General features: G+C 48.7%; 16 protein-coding genes. 3 read left to right on the top strand and 13 right to left on the bottom strand.

From position 1 onward, the window contains the following. Positions 1 to 130 precede the first annotated feature (130 nt). Complete coding sequence (locus NST38_RS30245) at positions 131 to 3,190, bottom strand: sensor histidine kinase (protein ID WP_076252254.1); 3,060 nt, start codon at positions 3,188 to 3,190, stop codon at positions 131 to 133. After that, the gene (locus tag NST38_RS30250) at positions 3,187 to 4,419 is read right to left on the bottom strand and encodes a response regulator (RefSeq protein WP_076252164.1); all 1,233 of its coding nucleotides are present in this window, start codon (positions 4,417 to 4,419) and stop codon (positions 3,187 to 3,189) included. The genes NST38_RS30245 and NST38_RS30250 overlap by 4 nt, the downstream gene beginning before the upstream one ends. A 298-nt stretch (positions 4,420 to 4,717) precedes the next feature. Here NST38_RS30250 and NST38_RS30255 point away from each other — a divergent pair, with 298 nt between their 5' ends. After that, the gene (locus tag NST38_RS30255) at positions 4,718 to 4,852 is read left to right on the top strand and encodes a DUF2252 domain-containing protein (RefSeq protein ID WP_257467764.1); all 135 of its coding nucleotides are present in this window, start codon (positions 4,718 to 4,720) and stop codon (positions 4,850 to 4,852) included. Between the two features lie 26 nt (positions 4,853 to 4,878). Continuing rightward, positions 4,879 to 5,241 carry a DUF2252 family protein gene (locus tag NST38_RS30260; protein WP_256720072.1) on the top strand — a complete coding sequence of 121 codons (363 nt, stop codon included), beginning with the start codon at positions 4,879 to 4,881 and terminating at the stop codon, positions 5,239 to 5,241. 135 nt (positions 5,242 to 5,376) lie between these two features. Here the strand turns inward: NST38_RS30260 and rlmH are convergent, their stop codons facing one another. From rlmH to NST38_RS30285, 5 genes are all read right to left on the bottom strand, one after another. Next, positions 5,377 to 5,856, bottom strand: a complete 480-nt coding sequence (gene rlmH, locus NST38_RS30265) for a 23S rRNA (pseudouridine(1915)-N(3))-methyltransferase RlmH (RefSeq protein ID WP_076252167.1) — start codon at positions 5,854 to 5,856, stop codon at positions 5,377 to 5,379. A gap of 662 nt (positions 5,857 to 6,518) precedes the next feature. Further along, on the bottom strand, positions 6,519 to 6,686 hold the full coding sequence (locus NST38_RS30270) for a CxxH/CxxC protein (RefSeq protein ID WP_017691462.1): 168 nt from the start codon (positions 6,684 to 6,686) through the stop codon (positions 6,519 to 6,521). A 206-nt stretch (positions 6,687 to 6,892) separates the two neighbouring features. Continuing rightward, positions 6,893 to 7,864, bottom strand: a complete 972-nt coding sequence (locus NST38_RS30275; RefSeq protein WP_076252169.1) for an MBL fold metallo-hydrolase — start codon at positions 7,862 to 7,864, stop codon at positions 6,893 to 6,895. A gap of 374 nt (positions 7,865 to 8,238) precedes the next feature. Then, positions 8,239 to 8,763 (bottom strand): hypothetical protein, encoded by a 525-nt coding sequence (locus NST38_RS30280; RefSeq protein ID WP_051449799.1) that lies wholly within the window; start codon positions 8,761 to 8,763, stop codon positions 8,239 to 8,241. Between the two features lie 299 nt (positions 8,764 to 9,062). Next, positions 9,063 to 10,340, bottom strand: a complete 1,278-nt coding sequence (locus NST38_RS30285; RefSeq protein WP_036611896.1) for a S1C family serine protease — start codon at positions 10,338 to 10,340, stop codon at positions 9,063 to 9,065. Between the two features lie 716 nt (positions 10,341 to 11,056). On the opposite strand from NST38_RS30285, the gene NST38_RS30290 reads away from it, so the two are divergent. Next, complete coding sequence (locus NST38_RS30290) at positions 11,057 to 11,269, top strand: hypothetical protein (RefSeq protein WP_036611899.1); 213 nt, start codon at positions 11,057 to 11,059, stop codon at positions 11,267 to 11,269. Here the strand turns inward: NST38_RS30290 and NST38_RS30295 are convergent. The 6 genes from NST38_RS30295 to NST38_RS30320 form a co-directional block, all read right to left on the bottom strand. Then, positions 11,238 to 12,044 (bottom strand): MBL fold metallo-hydrolase, encoded by an 807-nt coding sequence (locus NST38_RS30295; RefSeq protein ID WP_036671861.1) that lies wholly within the window; start codon positions 12,042 to 12,044, stop codon positions 11,238 to 11,240. The two genes, NST38_RS30290 and NST38_RS30295, sit on opposite strands and share 32 nt — an antisense overlap. A gap of 6 nt (positions 12,045 to 12,050) precedes the next feature. Next, on the bottom strand, positions 12,051 to 12,794 hold the full coding sequence (gene yycI, locus NST38_RS30300) for a two-component system regulatory protein YycI (RefSeq protein ID WP_036612041.1): 744 nt from the start codon (positions 12,792 to 12,794) through the stop codon (positions 12,051 to 12,053). Between the two features lie 272 nt (positions 12,795 to 13,066). Next, positions 13,067 to 14,347, bottom strand: a complete 1,281-nt coding sequence (locus NST38_RS30305; RefSeq protein ID WP_076252171.1) for a YycH family regulatory protein — start codon at positions 14,345 to 14,347, stop codon at positions 13,067 to 13,069. Beyond that, positions 14,331 to 16,181 (bottom strand): cell wall metabolism sensor histidine kinase WalK, encoded by a 1,851-nt coding sequence (gene walK / locus NST38_RS30310; protein ID WP_076252173.1) that lies wholly within the window; start codon positions 16,179 to 16,181, stop codon positions 14,331 to 14,333. The genes NST38_RS30305 and walK overlap by 17 nt, the downstream gene beginning before the upstream one ends. After that, complete coding sequence (gene yycF, locus NST38_RS30315; RefSeq protein WP_017691453.1) at positions 16,181 to 16,903, bottom strand: response regulator YycF; 723 nt, start codon at positions 16,901 to 16,903, stop codon at positions 16,181 to 16,183. Before yycF ends, walK begins: the two co-directional genes overlap by 1 nt. A 247-nt stretch (positions 16,904 to 17,150) precedes the next feature. Then, on the bottom strand, positions 17,151 to 18,683 hold the full coding sequence (locus NST38_RS30320; RefSeq protein WP_101313489.1) for a peptidoglycan DD-metalloendopeptidase family protein: 1,533 nt from the start codon (positions 18,681 to 18,683) through the stop codon (positions 17,151 to 17,153). Positions 18,684 to 18,968: the final 285 nt, after the last annotated feature.

The raw sequence follows: 18,968 nt of genomic DNA on the forward strand, positions 1-18,968 counted from the left end.
AATGAACAATGACGATAACCAGCCAGAATATTTCTGAAAAAAACAAAAAACAGGCCCTATCATCATGGATAGGAGCCTGTCATGTGAGCCGTTGCTTGCGTCAACACCCGCGTCAATACTCATCAGCCGTTTACATCGCCACCGACGAGGCAGGGATGCGCACAGTTACCTTCGTTCCGTGCCCCAGAGTGCTCTCCAGTCGCAGTGATATGCCATATTCATAGGTTAGCCGCTTATTGATATTCAGTAAGCCCACCCCTTGCGATTCATCCGTCACAGTACGATCGAGCAGTGTCTGCAGTCGCTCCAGTGGTATACCAACACCATCGTCAGCCACAACAAATTGCCAATATCCATCCGACTCACTCACTGTTAAAGTAACCAGGCCTCCTTCAAGGCGATCACCAATGCCATGACGAATGGCATTCTCTACTAACGGTTGCAACAGCAGTGGGGGAATACGCAAGTCCAACGCACCTGCCGCAATATCTGATTCGAAGCGAATCCGATCGCGAAAACGTGCTTGCTCAATATCGACATACGTACGTATGAGCTTGAACTCCTCCTCAAAAGCGATTCTTTCGTCCGTATTGCTGAATCGAAAGCTGCCGCGCAAGTAATCAGCCAGATCGACAATCATTCCCCGTGCCCGTTCAATATTCGTATAACTTGATGCGACAATACTATTCAACACGTTGAACAGAAAATGCGGCTTGATCTGGGATTGGAGGAAAGCTATCTCCATTTGGATCGCACGTCCAAGGGACTCCTTCATCGCCAGCAGGCTTCCGATACGAGCTTTCAGCTCCTCCATATCGAACGGTTTGGGCAAATAATCGTTCGCCCCTGCCTGGAAGGCGGCTACCTTGTGCTGTGGCTGGATGGTAGCCGTTACCATCAGAATCGGCAGCTCCAGCAGCGAGTACCGTGTTCGCAGTTCCTGACACACCTCATAGCCTGACATTCCTGGCATCATCAGATCCATAATGACCAGATCAACCTTGTCTGCTCGCTGAAGCTGTTGGAGCACCTCATACCCGTTTTTCACTGCGATTACCCGATAGTCAAGCCCCTGAAGTGCGTCAATGAGGACCTTCAGATTCTCGTACTGATCGTCAGCGATGAGTACCGTGTGCTTGCCCGCGTGATTCGAATAATAAGGCGTAGCAAATGAATACTGCATTTGCTTGGGATCGACCTCGGCGACTGGAGGAAGTGTAATTGCTGGGTTGCCTTGATCGGCGACAGGAAGCGTAATCGTGAATGTCGAGCCAACTTCAGGCGTAGAGAAGACCGTAAGCGTACCACTCTGCAGTTGTACCAATTGTCTTGCGATGGACAGTCCTAATCCGAAGCCGCCTGGCTGCGTTCCATGAAGCGATTTGAACGGATCGAAGATTAACGCCAGATCCTCCGGCTCAATGCCCCTTCCTGAATCCTGCACTGAAATTTCTAGCTGATCACCTTGTAGCCTTCCCGTTACCACAATTCTTCCATGCTCGGTATGCTTGATGGCATTATCCAGTAAATTACCGATGACTTGACTCAGACGGCCCTCATCAGCCAGTGCAAAAGGTAAATGTGCTGGGACGTGGTTCACGAGCTGAAGCTGCCGTTCGACAGCCAGATAAGAGTAGAAGCGCACTTGCATCTCGACTACAGCACGAATATCAATTGGCGCCGCAGTAATCTGAAGCTTGCCCTGTCGCAGCTTGGACAGATCCAGAATGTCATACACCAGTTGCGACAGTCTCTTGGTCATGTCTGTCATCAGTTGCAGCTTCTCCCGCTGCTCTGCCGTTGGCGGATGTACGGTATCACTCAGCATCGAGCGTGAAATATTCATGACCACATGCAGCGGTGTCTTGAATTCATGTGAGGTACGGGCCAGGAAATCATCCTTTACCTTGTCCGCCTGCAGTAGCTCCTCTGAGAGCTCCTCAATTTTACGGAAGGCGTTCGAGAAGTGGACTGACATCAGCAAGGCCAGCATCAGCAACATCAGAAAGGGCTCGATCGGCGCCATTTCAAAAATCCGTACTCCATAGTAAATGTTCATATTCTGCTTCAGCGCTTGTACATTCGAGGCCATGGCTGCTACAGCTAGATAGAGGCTGCCTGCGACTCTATGGAGTGCGGCCAATACGAATACATAGGTAGCATACAACAATGAAAAGGTGGTATAGAATGTTGACATTTCTCGAAATGGAGACAACGAAATTCTGGCACCAAACAGAACATGCAACACAAGCAATATCACCCCGAAGATCAAGGCGCCGCGAACGAACCATTTGGAGCAATAAGGCCGGAAGGCGGAATAGACATAGAAGAAAAATCCAATCCCCACAACTGCCGCTGACACCATCTGAATACGGTAATACAACCAGAAGGGCAGCAGTCCGACCACATCGAACAACACCCGCTCACCATTCACGCTAGTGAATATGGCGAAACACATACAGACGATACCAACTACAGCAATGGAAAAGTCCTTTTTGCGCTGAGAGAATGAGCCGAGAAAATATAAGCCCATCATCAAAAAGGCTGTTATGGTAATCCAATCATGAATGATGGCCTGATTATACAGATCTGATATTTGCGTAGCTGTGCCTAGAAAGACAGATTCATTGATTCCGCTGCTTGCGCGAAAATCATAGTTGGCCACCTGAATCAGAAGCTCATTCGAGCCAGGCTGAAGTGTGAAATAGCTTGTATGTGGCTTATTCAAGGCTACATAATCCGGTTGTTTGCCTGGATTCCCGCTGGAGCCAACCACCTGGCCATTTACCATTATTCGATTCGATACCTGAATAGATGATGTTTTGAGTCCATATACCGTACTGGCAGCCACGTGATCCATTTCAATCCGTAGTCTATAGGTCACCATACCCTTCGTAGGTATCAGCTGCGACCATGATCCCGGTACCTGAATCATTGCTGCTGTTAATTCTTCCCCCGCAGTAGTAGGGATCAAGTCTTGCTGAGTGAACAGCTTGTCAGGGTACAGCTCCCATTCACCATCCAGCGGTAGCACTCCGTTCTCCGCGAACCCCCAGGAGGTCAGATCCAGCACTCCGCTCGTTGCGACGGGGATCTGTTCTTTGGGCATAGACACATAGGTCAGGAAAATCCCGTAGGCAGCAATCAGCAGAAATATGGTAATACATGCAGCGGTAGCTTGTTTTTTCATCGGTTGTTCCACTCAGCCTTTTCCCTCGTCTGCTGAATCAGCAGCACGGTCTTCGCCTCCAGCTCAGCTCCCAACTGAAGACACACCGCTTGCTCCAACTGGGAGCCTACGCGATGGGCCTCAGATCGATTGCCCATGTTCAGATGCAGTCTGATCAGCTCACGTCCGTCCTGTTCAGAATCCGGAATTAGCTTCAATATGCGCTGCATACTATCTACAGCCAAACTGGCGTTGTCCTGCTTGTGGAAATACGCATACCATACTCTAAGCGCACGAATATAGGCCCCTCTAACATCCAGCTGCCTGGACTCCGCCCATCTAAAGTCACAAGCGTCCATATAATCACCCTTGTACATTTGATTCATTTGGTCATAAAGCTCGGCATCCATCTCTATAGTAGTTACACTCCTAGTCAGGTGGTCTGACTGGGTGCTCAGCGATTTGATTTGGCTTACCAATTGCTTGAACTCGGCGACATCGAGTATCATTCCATCCCATTCAGCCACAAAGCCCTGATGAACCTTGTTTATACGAATCGGAATATGATGATCTGTCAGGGTCTTGCGTAAATAAGACAGGCATGTATACAGATACGTCTTTGCCTTATTCAGGTCATAGCCTGGCCAGATGGCTTCCAGAATAGCCGCCGTGCTTAAGGATTCCCCTGCAACGTGAATCAATAAAGCGCACAGCTCCTTTTCCTTCTTCGTCTTCCAGGACAACACTCTGCCTCTGTTACCCGGCAGCCTGATCTGGAATCCACCCAGACATTGAATGGCAGCAGACGAATTCTCAACATGTCCAGCTTGGGATGGGTTGGTGGACGAGGGGCTAAGCGAAGAATGGGACATGGAATGCTGAACACGAGTAACAGCATTCTGCAATCGGTCTGGTGTAAAGGGCTTCAGCAGATAGTCAATCGACTGAATCTCAAATGCCTCCACGGCATACTCTGCATGAGCTGTCGTGAAGATGATCGGCATCTGTGGGATCATTTGTCTAATCGCTCGTGCTACCTCCATCCCGTTCATGCCTGGCATTCGGTTATCCAGAAACACGGCATCAATAGGGCTTTCTCTTCCGTTGCTCTGAAGTGTCCGTATTACCTCAATAGCCTCGACAGGGTTCATATATCGCCCGATCACCTGCACATTCCCGAGCTGTCCCAGCAATATTTCAAGCAAATCGAGTGCATCTTCTTCATCATCAATCAGCATCACACGAATCATCAGGGTGTTCTCCTTAGCAGATAAAGTAATTCATAATATGAAAGAGTGTAACCTGCTTGGCTGATCACGTCTACAAAATCAAGCATAAAATTCCAGCCACAATCCGCAGGAGCCTGTATTCTCCTCTCTTGGATTGTGGCCCTGATGTGCACTATGATAAGAGGCATAATTCAGGTTCTTATATACAGGGGAGCATCTTGATGGTAAAGCCAGTCATTGTCGACAATGACATTAGCACACGTACCAAGCTGCGCCGGATACGCTCATCTCGGTGCTGGAAGAGTTCGATGAGAGGTTTATGAAGCTGGATCAGAAGGAGCTTGCTGAGAATTACCGGAAAATAATGCAAACGTCGTTCTCCTTCTTCCGGGGAAGTGCCTATCTGTTCTATTATGATGCTACACGTCATTATTTCTCTATCACACATCGGTAGAACAGCCGACATGGATTCAGGGCGATCTGCACTTTGAAAATTTCGGGGCATTCTGTGATGAATCGGGCCAGATTGTGTATGATGTGAATGATTTTGATGAAGGCTGCTTCGGCTCCTATCTGTATGATGTACTGCGGATGTCGGCAACCATTGCGCTAGGCCGCCGTCATCTTGGCTACGACCAGGAGCGCCAACTCGCCATGCTGGAGCACTATACGATGGCCTATTACAAGCAGATTCGTCGCTATGCCAAACACAAGGCGGACCCTGACAAATTCGTGATGGACAAGCAACACGCCAAGGGCTTGATCCGTAAGCTGGAGAGGCGTCAGCAAGGACACTTTCTGGAGAAGGTGACAAACCGACCGGGTGTCCCTGGAGAACAGTGAGCTGGTCGTGCCCACACCAGAGGAACAGGAGCAGTTGGAGAGTGCTTGGCCGAGGTATCTCTCCACACTTCGCTCTTCCATGGAGGAGACGGGGTACTATCGGATCAAAGATGTTGACATCAAGCAAATTTCGCCCTACTTGTGGTACGGTTCATTCCGATTTATCTTCACCGCGCGATAAATCTGCTCCACCAGCACCAGCCGCATTAACTGATGCGGCAGGGTCATGCGCCCGAAGCTCAAGCGCTGCTTCGCGCGGCGCAATACCTCATCGGAGAGCCCATGGCTTCCTCCGATGACAAACACGACATGGCTCGTCCCATACGTGCCGAGCTTGTCGATCTCCAATGCCAGCTCCTCGGAACTCCAGAGCTGGCCATCCAGTGCGAGCGCGACCACGTGCGCCTCGCTCTTCACATGCGCGAGGATGCGTTCGCCCTCGCGCTCTTTTACCGCCCGAACCTCAGCTTCGCTCAGGGTATCGGGCGCCTTTTCGTCTGCGACCTCGATCATCTGAAATTTGATGTACGGGGCGAGCCGCTTGGCATATTCCTGAATGCCCAGCGTGAGATATTTTTCCTTCAATTTGCCTACGCCAATAATCTGAATAAACATGAAAATCCATTCCTCCTAAATTGTCTTGCGAGATTTCCTATAAGTAAGATGCTTCATCGCATCGTTCGTTCCATCTGTAGTATACCTTTACTACATATTTCTCCAATTCTAACGAACCTCACACACCTTATTCAGCCCCATTTCGGCTACTTTAAAATCTAACGAATCTGAAACACACTATCTCAGTCAAAACAAGCGTTCCCCACCACTTTCGAGGCCTTTTCAGTAACATAAAGTGTCTACGATTCGTTAGATTTCAACCAGGCGGTATTTGCCACGAATAAGATCCGTCAGGTTCTTTAGAGTTACTCCGCTCCGCCACACCCACGTCACTACCCACATCGCTGTTACCCAACGGCACTTTCCCCCATGCCTCAGCGGCTTCCATTTCTATTACCTACAACTTGCACCTTTACTACAACCTAGCTCACTCCCAACTCGGCACCTACCTACCTTAATCTTCTCTTACTCTCGGCCTACTCCCACGTTAACCCCTACAGCTCCACGCTGCCTAACAACCACCACCAATTCCCCACACAAAGCCAAAAAGAGCGCTCATCACGCTCTCCTTGGCTTCTTGCTGTGATGTTCATACCGGATGGAAAGTCAGCCCGAAGCGCCACCTTAAGTCACGCCTCCAGCCATCTAAGTCCTACAGTACGCTAAACGACGAGGAATTCCGCGTGCTGTTCGCACTCGGCGCATTTAGCAGGCGGGTCCCAGTCGGCAAATTCCGTCTCCTTCAGATCAACGATATCTGGAGCGTCCTCATACTCATCGACAAACATGTCGATGGCAATGTCCACGTGTTCTTTGCATACAACGTACATCCGTTAAGCATCCTTTCTGTAACCAGCTATGTTCCCGATTCACAACCGCGTACCCCATTACAGGATAGCCACTTCTCAGTTCTATCACACCTGCCGCCGAAAAGAAACCCCTACACGCCTAATGACAGCAAAAACATCCCTCCCACTTAACAGGATAAGGATGTTCGCCCTTTACTTATAGCGTTTCTAGAATTCCATCGTTATACTTAAGGCCAAGAAATTTCGCCTTTAATTACCTGAGCGCTCGTATCCAGATCGCCTGTATTCGTAAAGTCCGGATATGCTTTTTTCATGGCTGCAATCAGTTCTTTAGAATCTTTGGCTGTCTCTGCCTCTGCTTCAAATTTAGCAATATAATCACGAGTGAATGTAACACTCGATATATCCCCGGCACTGGTACCCAGGTAATGACCTGGAATCACTCGCTCTGGATTCAATGCAATAATTTGGTCTAGCAATTGGCGCCAGTAGTCACGGCTCTCTGGCGTTTGGTTATCTGCGATCCAGACGTGCGAATTTTCATAGACAGGAACGCCACCCAGAACAGTTTTAATGGAAGGAATCCACAGGAACGTATGGGACGGATCGGAACCATCTAGACCGATAATCTCTACGGTTTCTCCATCTACGGTCAATTGAGCACCCTCAAGGACGTTCGGAACAATCTGTGCAGTTGGTGCATTTTCTTTCAAAATCGGATTCCAATATTCATTCTTCACTTGAATTGTTTCCTTGATTCCTTCCACCGTTGCTGGAGTCGCAACGATTTTTGCATCAGGGAACGCCTCACGGATCACCGATAGACCGAAGTAGTAGTCCGGGTCCTTGTGGCTGATATATACGATGGTCAGTTTTTTACCCTTTTCTTTAATCATTTTGACCAATTTCTCGGCATCATTCTTTTGGAACTGCGCATCAACGAGCACGATTTCAGTTGGACCTTCAATCAGGTTTGATGAAACGCCAAAAATGCTGTTTTCCCCAGGATTATAGGTAGTCACTTTCAGCTCCACCGCTGGTGTGTTTGTTTCCTCGCTCTTTGTATTTTCAGCACTAGCAGCATTGGATGAAGAGTCTTCCGCATTTTCGGTTTTACTTGCTGTACCCGCACAAGCACTCAGAATTAACATGAAACATAGAACGAGCATAATGCCCATTGATGATTTTTTCGTAAACATTTAATTGATCTCCCTCTCTTTATGTCGCCGCCGTTTATTCATAACAATGTATCCAGCAGCCAATTCCGTTGATTTTTTAAACCATCCTATAGTCTGGTTGTACAATTGCTTAGACTAAATCCCCCTTTAAATCACTATATGTAACTACTACAGTTACAACTTATATAATGTGATTATTATAGTTACAACTAACTGCGACTGTCAAGATATTTATTCAAAAAATCTACTTCTAATAACTTTTCCGCTACTCACAGACTTTATCAAAACAACAAAAAAACCAACCAGAATTTTCTGATTGGCCCCCATTTAACTTCCCCTAACCCTGTAATACGCTTTATTCCAAAGATTCATACTCTTCATGTCCAATACTAATTTTACTTCAATCCCGACTGCGCTTTCGTCAACAGCTTGCCACCTTGAAAAGCAATAACAGCATTGGCACCATTGCCGGCTGTGCCTTTATAGTTGTAAACCACCATATTCTCCGCTTCACTCAGCGCTTCACCTTCGCCGCCGAGGATCTCGATGACATCTCCCACCGACATGCCAACCTCAAGCTTCTCATACTGGGCAAAGGTAATCAGCACCCCATCGCCTTTCCCAGCCGATCCGTTGTTTCCCGATGTTACAGGCGTTTGACCACCAGCCTCACCTACCGCAATCACACTTGTACTCAACTCATTCAACTTGGTCTCAAGTGCTGCGATCTTTTGCTCCTGCTCAACGCTCTTGGCTCCCTGCTCCACCAGTTTCTTCTCAAGCCCTGCAATCTTCTCTTGCAGAGCACTTGTATCTACAGATGCTCCTGTCGTAGCTACCTCAGATCCACAGGCCGACAGCACAAACAGCGACAGCGCCAAGCTCGTTCCCCCAAGCATCTTTTTCTTCAAATGTTTCATCAAAAATACCCCTTCCATTCTGAAATAAAATCAGATCGACAAACAGATGTTATTGCATCAGCGACCGTCTCCAACATATTGACAACAGTTTACCACAGCCCTAGTCTTATGTATCTGCTCCTTTGGCTCCGGGTCTAACTGATCATGAGAATATAAAAATGGTTGATCTACTCATTTACTGTCGAACGAGCACATCCACCCATAACAACTAAAAAAGAGTGGTCAGTTGATCTGATCACTCTTCTAGCATTCCCTATTTCAATCCACGCAACAGTATGGGCTCGCTCGTTGATCTTCCCTTACTCCGGTTTATCCGTCAGCTTAACTGATACTTTCTCCGCTTTGCCATCCCGGTAGAAGGTCACTTCAATGGTATCTCCAATCTTCTTCTCATCGTACAGATACTTCCGCAGATCCAGCGTGGAGGTAATTTTTTGCCCGTCAAATTCCGTAATGACATCATTCAGCTTCATACCTGCTTCGGATGCCGGACCGGATGCTTCCAGCACAACCACACCGCTGTCCACATGAGATGGCAGCTTCAGATCCTTACGCTGCTCGTCATCCAGTGGTGCATAAGGGTTGCTCAGATCGACCGTGTACACGCCCAGGTATGGACGAGATACTTTGCCGTTCAGTAGCAGGGAATCTACCGTTTTCATCACTTCGTTCATCGGAATCGCGAAGCCAAGACCTTCAACGCCCGTATCCGAGATTTTCATCGTGTTGATGCCGACCACTTTGCCGTTCAAATCGACCAAAGCACCGCCGCTATTACCTTCATTAATCGCCGCATCCGTCTGGATCACGTTTTGCTCCCAGTCGTACACTCCGTCCTGATTAATCGATACAGGTAGAATACGATCCGTGTAACTGACAATACCGGATGTCAGCGTACCGCCCAGACCGAGCGGATTCCCGATCGCCAGCACCGTTTGACCGCGCTGAAGTTTGCTGGAATCGCCAATCTCCGCGACTGCTCCCAGCCCTTTATCTTCTGCGGATAATACAGCAATGTCACTTACACGGTCTTTACCGACCAGCTTCGCTTTATGTGTCTCCCCATCTACGGTCACAATCTCCAGATCACTCGCACCCTCCACGACGTGGTGGTTGGTCATAATGTAGGCCTTGCCATCTTCCTTCTTGAAAATGACCCCTGAGCCCAGCGCCGAATCTTCCATCGATAGACTGCTACCCGTTTTATGGTTCACAATGCTCACCACGGAAGGACGAACATGGGCTGCTGCCTGGATAATCCGGTCGTATGGATCAGCTGCCTGCGCTGTCTGTGCACCGCCTCCACCACCATTACCTGTAGCATTAGCCAGCGGTAACGAAGCAGGCTGTGTGATGAAGCTAAACAGCATGACGGTCACGATGGAGCTGATCACCGAGCTAATCACAGCTACCTTCACTGTGGAACTGATTCCCGTACGCGATCTGCGCGGATTGCTCCAGCGGTCACGTCCACGTGCTCTGCCTCCAGGGCGGATGATCTGAAGTTTGCCTTTCTGTTCAGGTTCGGCGCGTCTTGATACTTTGGTTGAATAAAAATCGTCTCCAAACAATCCCATCGTGATCCTCTCCCCTTCGTTGTCACGCATCAAGACCCTGACTGCCGCCTAAGTTGTCGCATGGTTCAACGATGGAGTTCTCACATACACCACTCCGCCAACAGACGAACCTTCCGATCGCTGTTACTCACAAATTTTTTTGATCCCCTCTTCCAAGGTAAAAATTTGTTCCTAAAGGCGAACACTCTGTTTCTTCAGGTTTCTTCTGTCGTCTTCGTTACGTGAAGACTCCAACGGTTTCCCATGCTTTTTTGCAATTTTAAAAAATGGTCTTGCATATCGCCGCATCCCGGCATCAAATCAAGATACAGCGTCTATGTACAACAGAACGGACACGCCATTCTGTCAGTGACTCTATCAATCATGCTCTCGCATTCTATGACATGCCATTTCACACGCAAAACAGCAAAAATCACAATGCTCCTCATATACTAAACACGTCAAATCACAAAAAGTTGCATATTTACGAAAATTAAAGCAAATTTCCGCTATAACGCGCTTAACAATAAAGGTCCATAGTATCTATCACCACAAAATCCGGTCCGCTAAGCGCCATTTTGGCAAATTTGAAGAACTTTTTCACCCTTGCATAGTCACAGGTTCAGCATACACGTCTCATCACACAAATGTTAGCGGCAAAAAGAGGAATGTTTTCCATCAAGCCTGACTACAATAATAGTAAAAGACAATTCGAAGCTTCATAGAGGAGGATATATATGGATCGCACACGTACACTCACAGCCATGGATGAAGTTCATATGGCGGCCAAGCTGGCCGATCTCAAGGAAGAACACTATCGAAATACCCTTGCACTCAGCACCATCATTGAACTACTTATTGATAAAGGCATCCTAACCCGCGAGGAAGTCGAGCGCAAAGCCGCCGAACTGGACAGCTTTATGGCTCACCCACCCTATCCCATGGCGTAGGACGGTCGTAATACGTATCACAGAGTTTGAACTCATGGTCCCGATAAAAGCATCCACGGCTCTCCATCGCGTCGCGCACCGACATTTTTGCCAAGTCCATCATATTATGATCTCGGCTAAGATGTGCCAAATACGTGCGCTTGATGCGTCCGTTCATCAGTTCACTAAGCGCTGCACCTGCCGCTTCGTTCGACAAATGCCCAATGTCGCTCAAAATCCGGCGCTTGGTGTTCCATGGATAACGCCCCATACGCAGCAATTCGACATCATGATTCGCCTCCAGCACCAGCACGTCAGAATCAGAGATGGCATCGCGAACCTTGTCGCTCATGTACCCGAGATCCGTTGCAACAGACAGCTTCTCCGTACCATCATCGAACGTATAACCTACCGGCTCAGCCGCATCATGCGAGATCCCGAAGGATTCCACGCGCAGTGAACCAAAATCATGCTTTTCACCCGTCTCAAATACCCTCCGGTTTTCCTCTGGAATCGCCCCAACCGACTTCTCCAGTGCCGCCCACGTATTCAGATTCGCGTAGATTGGTAAATTATATTTCCGAGACATCGCGCCTAGTCCTTTAATGTGATCGGAATGTTCATGTGTAACCAGAATCCCGTCCAATTCTGCCCCAGAAATCTCCCTTTCCTGAAACAGTGCATCCAATCGCTTCGCACTAAGACCCGCGTCAATCATGAGAGAGGTACCCCCATGTTGTATGACTGTGGCATTACCTGTCGAACCGCTGGATAACACGGTAAAATATATCCCCATAACGCATTACTCCCCTGGTTTGTCTGTCTTGGGACTGAAAACATCCCCACTGATGCCCTGCACGTACAACACTTCGCCACTTTCCAGCACGAACCGCCATGCCGGCATCGCTACCTGTATATCTGAATTGAACAACTGGCCGTAATAGCCCAGCTGAATATCTTTGACAATTGCATCATTTGGCAAAAAGTTCTCGATCAGCGTTCCCAGCGCCTTCGACGCCGGAAGCACCTGCTGATCGCTCTCCTCTGCGGTCGTAATCCGCACTGGAGTCTGACGGTAACCCGTTATTTTCTGGTCGCTGTAGAATAGCTCCAGACTCACATTGAAGAGCGGCCATTTGCCATCCACCAGTGGGTGAAGCACAAAAGCCCCATCCTCGGCCATCAACTGATCCAGCCGGTATGTCCCGATCTGTGGAATCTCACGCTCTAATGCATCTTCCAGCTCACTTTGAGAGAAGATTAACTTGCTATCTACAGGCTGTTCCAGTTCCATATCCACGCCAGCCTTGTCCTCTTCAATGAACTCATAGGACAACTTTGGCAGCTTTGGCGTTTCATTTGGAATCGGAGCCAGCACCTGAATGCCCTTCTCTTCCATCGCCTGCTGTGTATTATCTGCCAGTGAGGTGAAGTCCAGATTGGCTCCGGCCGTCTCCCGCGCATCCATCCAGATCTGGTATCCCAGCACCAGATTGAGCAGCAGAAAGGCATAGATCAACACATTTTTCGCCCGTCCCCAATCCAAAACATCCCCCCCTAACTTAGCTGCTTGCAATACTTTCTCAAGTTGCCTACACCTTCCACCGGAACTGGCCGTTTATAGCCTTTGAACTTAAAGCTATACGATAACGGAGAGGGCAGAAATAACCTGAAGAAGCGGAGCGTTCGCCTTTACCACCAGATTTCTCCCGTGTTAAAAGGGAATTCAAGAAATCTGGGGGTAACAGCGATCGGAAGGTTATTCTGCACGCGTAGTGATAAAGTACAGCTACTCTTTGGTTCAAAGACTATAACCTATCAAGAAACGGTGGTTTCCTCCCCGTTTCCAAAGCGGATCACCCATACCGGAATCAGCTTAAGTCCGTCCTCAATCGAAGAAGGACGATACGCCGGGTACACGTCCACGACCTGGCGATTCTCACCTGCTACCTTTTTAATAAGAGCCTTCAGCTTGTCTCCGCCAGGCAACTTTACCGATTTCTTCGTCTCTGCACCTTCGTTCAGGTATTCCAGTGATCGCTCATAGCTGGATACCGTCTCCTGCTGCATCTCCATACTGATCGTGCCAAAGCGGAACTGCATGGAATCCATAATCGGATAGCTACCATAATACTGTTGGAATTCAAGCTGCGTCTTGATGTCGGCGGTCTCCAGCATCATGCGCGAACGGCCTTTCCAGCCACCATGCTGATTCACAAAATCAACTGCAGACAACGCATCCTTCGCAGGATCAATCTGTCCCGCAGGCGGTGCCGCCGGATCGGTGTAGCTGATCCAGCGTTGCTCCTGTTTTACCTGCAAACTACGTTTACTGTCCGTGTAGATCTCAGATCCGTCTTTTTCCCGAATATTCCGGGTCATGCTTGGATCGAAGAACAGACTACGCTGCATCTGCTCAACCGTGAACTGCCCTGTCGGCACATCTGCCTCAATCGTCTCCAGAGCTTCGGCCGGGATATAATACCCGCCATCCATCAGCGTATATGGCGTCCAGTTCGTACCGAAGTCAACATGCTGCTGCACGTCTTGTACTGTAAGGTCCGCCTGCGTTGCTTCGTATACCACGTCTCCCTTGGCGCTGAAGAACAGCGCATGGGCCTTCGTTTCATTTTTGGACGTATAGATCGAGATTCGGTTAATGGTCTCCCCTTGGAACAAGGAATCCGTCCCAAGCCTCATCACCCGCTGTAACAATGCTACGGGAATACCTTCTTTGAACGATAGCTCAAACCCAGGGTTCTCCTTGCGAATCTGATCCCAGTTCACCGATTGCACACTGCGGCGCTGAAAATCATCGAACGCCCGCCCCTGTAACCGCGAATAGATTAACTGATAGAATGTATTGCCAGGGTAAAACACCGTATGTTTATCCTCACCCAGATGAATAATCATCTGATCAGGGAAGATCAATTCTTCAATATTTCGTTCCTGACCCATATTTTCCGTCTTCACATAGTTCGTTTCTGACGTCACAATGGAATCCCCGCCTCCGGGCAAACGGTAGATCAGAAAATAACTCTGAACCAGACTGGCTACAACAAGGGCAGCAAGCACCAAGGATTTAATCCGTTCCTTCACGGTGCTCACCCCCTTTCTCACGCATCGGCAGTGTGAACGTTACTGTCGTTCCCACATCTACTTCAGACTCCAGAGAGATGCTACCATCATGTGCCTTCACAATTTCCCGGGCAATGGACAGTCCTAGCCCTGTGCCTCCCATACTGCGGGAACGAGCCTTGTCCACCCGATAAAACCGCTCAAAAATGCGATCCAAATCGCGCTGTGGGATACCCATTCCGGTATCCGATACCGAGATGGCAAGTGCGTGTTCATCACTGCGTCTAGCCGCAATCGTAATGGTGCCGCCTTCCAATGTATATTTCAGCGCATTGGATACGACATTATCCAGCACCTGATCAATCTGGTCCCGATCCAGCGGAACAGCCGGAATATCATTCTCTACAGACAGCACAGGCTGAATATCCTTCTGATGCATCTGGAACGAGAATCGATCCGTCACTTCCTCCAGCATTTCCAGAATGTCAGTTGGCTGTTTACGTAGCATGGCCTCTTTGGAATCCAGCCGAGATAGATGCAGCAGATCCGTAACCAGTCGTATCATTCGCTCCGTCTCGTTCTGAATAACACCCACGAAACGACCGGCAAGCTGCGGATCTTCCAGTGCACCGTCATCCAGTGCTTCCGCGTAACTCTTGATCGTGGTCAGTGGTGTACGCAGTTCATGGGATACATTAGCTACGAATTCACGCCGGGATGCCTCAAGCTCTTCCTGCTCAGTAACATCCTGAAGTACGGCAATCGTTCCCGTGATCCCCCGTTCACGCCGGTGAACCGGTGTAAACGTCATCCGAATGACCACAGGTTCTTCTTGTCCTGCAGGTGCAATCTGCAGCAACGTTGAACCTGTGAAACCACTCGCGAGAGCTTCCGCATCCTCCGGATCAATGCCGAGTAATATAGCGAAGTGTCTTCCTTCAATATCCGCAGGATGCATACCCAGAATGCTGCTGGCACGACGGTTTACGAGAATGACTTTACCGTACTCATCCGTAGCCACTACACCATCACTCATATTGGTCAGAATGGAGGTCAGCTTCTCCTTCTCCTCTTCATTCTGGGAGAGTGCATCTCGAAGCCTGCTGGTCATATAGTTAAAAGCCCGACTGAGCTGACCAATCTCATCCGTGCCAAATACAGGTGTCTGCTGATCAAAGTTACCTTCTGCGACCGCTGTCGCTCTCCGCGTCACTTCCTTAATCGGCTGCGTGATCGTATGAGATAGGATCACGCCAAGCACCGCCGTTAACACCAAGGCAATCAGAATGCCGGAGATAAAAATTTTGTTGATTCCCTCCATCGTGGAATACAGCTCGTTCATGGATGCCGCGATGTAGACCGCGCCAATGATCTTGCCGCCGGACAGCACCGGCTTGGCAACGACCTTTTTGCGAACATTATCCTCGTCCACGATATATTCCTCATTGTCCCGAATGCCTTGCAGCGCACGGCTGACGACGGTCTGGGTGTTTTTGCGCCCGACATAGTCCGAATGTGAACTTAGCGAGGTCGTCAGTACTTTGCCGCTGGCATCCAGCACCTGAATCTCGGCACCGTTAATGTTGAACAGGTTGTTCACCAGCACACGCAGATTTTCCGTTTTGTCCTCGCCAGCCTCTGCTTCTCCACCAGCCATCGTCTCCCCCACGAGAACCGACAGCATCTCCGCACGCGCCTGCAAGTCTTCCGTAAAGTTGCTCGTTAGTGAGTTCTTCATCGCGCTCACAAAATAAACCCCGATCAATTGCATCGCAATCAGAATCAGCAGTACATAGATAATTATCAATTTCGCCTGAATCGTTCGGAAGAACGAAAATCGCGCGAATCGGCCCATTATATCCCCACGCTTTTGGCACTGCGCACGAGATAACCGAGCCCGCGGCGAGTCAGAATCGTTTCCGGTTTGCTCGGATTCTCCTCAATCTTCTCACGCAAACGACGGATCGTGACATCCACGGTACGTACATCACCGAAATATTCATATCCCCATACCGCTTGCAGCAGATGTTCCCGTGTCATAACCTTGCCGGAATGCTTCGCCATATAATAGAGAAGTTCGTATTCACGGTGGGTCAGATCAAGCGGTTCTCCGCCTTTATAAGCCGTATACATGTCCATATCAAAAGCCAGATCAAATAGCCGCATGACCTGCTTCTCTTCGTCTTCATGCGCTTCTGCCGTAATCGCAAGCTTTTGCCGTCTGCGCATCTGTGCCTTCACCCGTGCAAGCAGCTCACGCGTACTGAATGGCTTCGTCACGTAATCATCCGCACCCAGCTCCAGACCAAGCACCTTGTCGATCTCGCCATCCTTGGCGGTAAGCATAATGATTGGCATCTCCAGATGAGCGCGCACCTCACGACAGACATCCATACCGTCCTTGCCCGGGAGCATCAGATCCAGCAGCATCAGATCCGGTTTCTCGGATAACGCCAGTTCAACCGCACGAATGCCATCAAATGCACAGATGACCTCGTACCCCTCTTTTTCCAAATTAAACTTCAGAATGTCCGCGATGGGCTGTTCATCGTCCACCACCAAAATCTTCCCCTGCATCGGCTAAGTTCACCCCTATATCCTGCTTAATCCGCATTAGCGTTTATATCTCTCTTCTATGTTTAGCTTGTACCAAGCCTACTTGATTTGTTTCTCTAGTTTGTTGTTTATACTCTCTAGTTTAACATACCTGAAGCACCGTCACATCCCGATCAGGGGCTTGGAAGGTCTTTCATCTGAAAATTTTTTACAGCAGCAAAAAACAAGGCCAGCATTATAGCTAACCTTGCTCCACTTAAGCTCTATATTAGTTCAAATACGTTAACGGATTTTCTACCGTTCCATTCTTAATAATCTCAAAATGCAGATGTGTTCCAGTCGAACGACCCGTGTTGCCCATAACGCCGATACTCTCGCCTTTTTCAACCACTTGTCCAACCTTAACGCCAATGCTGTTCAAATGTCCATACAGTGTTTCGTATCCGTTACGGTGGTTAATAATGATGACATTACCATAACCGCTTTTCTGTCCTGCAAAAGTAATTACACCCTCATCAGACGCTTTCACATCGCGGTTACCTACCAGATCGACACCTTTGTGCTGGCGACCCCAACGTTGTCCAAAGCTGCTACTCATCGTTGCATTTGATACCGGCCAAGCAAATTCACCTGTGCCCTCACCAACAACTTTTGTTCCGCTAAGGACTACTTCAGTTACAGCTGCTTTAATCACTTCCTGACCAAGCCACTCTTCCTGAACCACTTCACCATTTTCTTTCGTTATACGGTACTGCATGCTTTTCAAGCCACTTTGTCCTGGGCGCACGACTTTTGTTGTACCAGCTTTCAACTCGGCACTTTTGCGCACTTCCACTTGTGGTTTGATCTCAATCTGTTCAACAACCTGCTCAACCGATTTAACGGTTACCGCCGGTTTTGGAACAGTCAAGGTCAGTTCGTCTCCGATTTGAAGTGACGTTTCCTTGATGCCCGGATTATGCTGGCGAATCTCGCTTTGTGTAATTTCATACTTGGCAGCGATCGAAGAGATTGTATCTCCTTCACGAACCACATAAGTTACAGGCGCGTCTTTACCAACGGTTAAAGCTTTAACCGCCTCGGACACATCCCATATTTTGTTTGGATCAGCCTTCACCACATCTGTCGCTACATCTTCCTTGATGCCTACCGACTTCAGGGTTGTGCTTGGCCCCTCGTCTTTCTTCGAGGAATTAGCCGATACCGACTTCGTCTTAAGCGAACTTCGCACAGCCGATGCCGATATGTATTTACTCTGCACTTGTTCCAGGATTGCATCAGCTGTTGCCTGATCCTTCACAATACCAATGATTTCACCGTCTACCTTGAGCTCCACACCTTTGGCGTAGGCTGTCAGCATGTCACCCAGTTTGTCCAGCGTCTCGTCACTGTTCACTTCAGGTTTGTACGCTCTTACCGTTTCGGTTGTGATGCCATCCGTGTTCAGCACCATCTCTGCATCCGGATATTTATGTTGATATTCCTCAGTTTTGTCTGTAAATAGTTGTTGTAATTGTGCCTCATCTGCAATGGTACCCATCTCGCTACCTTTAACCATTACTTTATAGTACGGTACGGTGTTTGCAGTAACATATTGTTTGCCTGCGAACCCAAGCGATGCTGCGATGAATACACCACATGCTGCTGTAATGATCCATTTGCGCGAGGCCAGAACGCGCTTCTTATTCACACTGAAGGTGGACATGCTCATGTTGTTTTTGTCTTCGGCCGTCCGGTGTTCCCCGGATTGTTCGTGTACCCGGTCTTTGCCCGGTTGGCGTATGCCTCTGAAACCTTTCATGATTCTCTCCTTTTCAGCACTTCTCAGTTCGCATTTCTGTCAAGACATCACCCATCGTGTCTGTCCCATGCTCGTTGATACTTGTATTGGGTGTCCGCAAAATCAGGACTTTAGCTGCGCTCGTAAAAGTGTCAAAATTTTAACCTTTTATCACACCCGTATACTTTAACACAGGTTTTACACTCATTTCAACTCTACACGTCACACCGCAAAGCCACGCCCCGCTTGCTTTCCCTGAATTATCCATAAGATAGTACGGCTGGTCCATCACCCATTATGCCTCAA

The sequence above is a fragment of the Paenibacillus sp. FSL H8-0104 genome (assembly GCF_038050215.1).
Lineage (GTDB): Bacteria > Bacillota > Bacilli > Paenibacillales > Paenibacillaceae > Paenibacillus > Paenibacillus amylolyticus.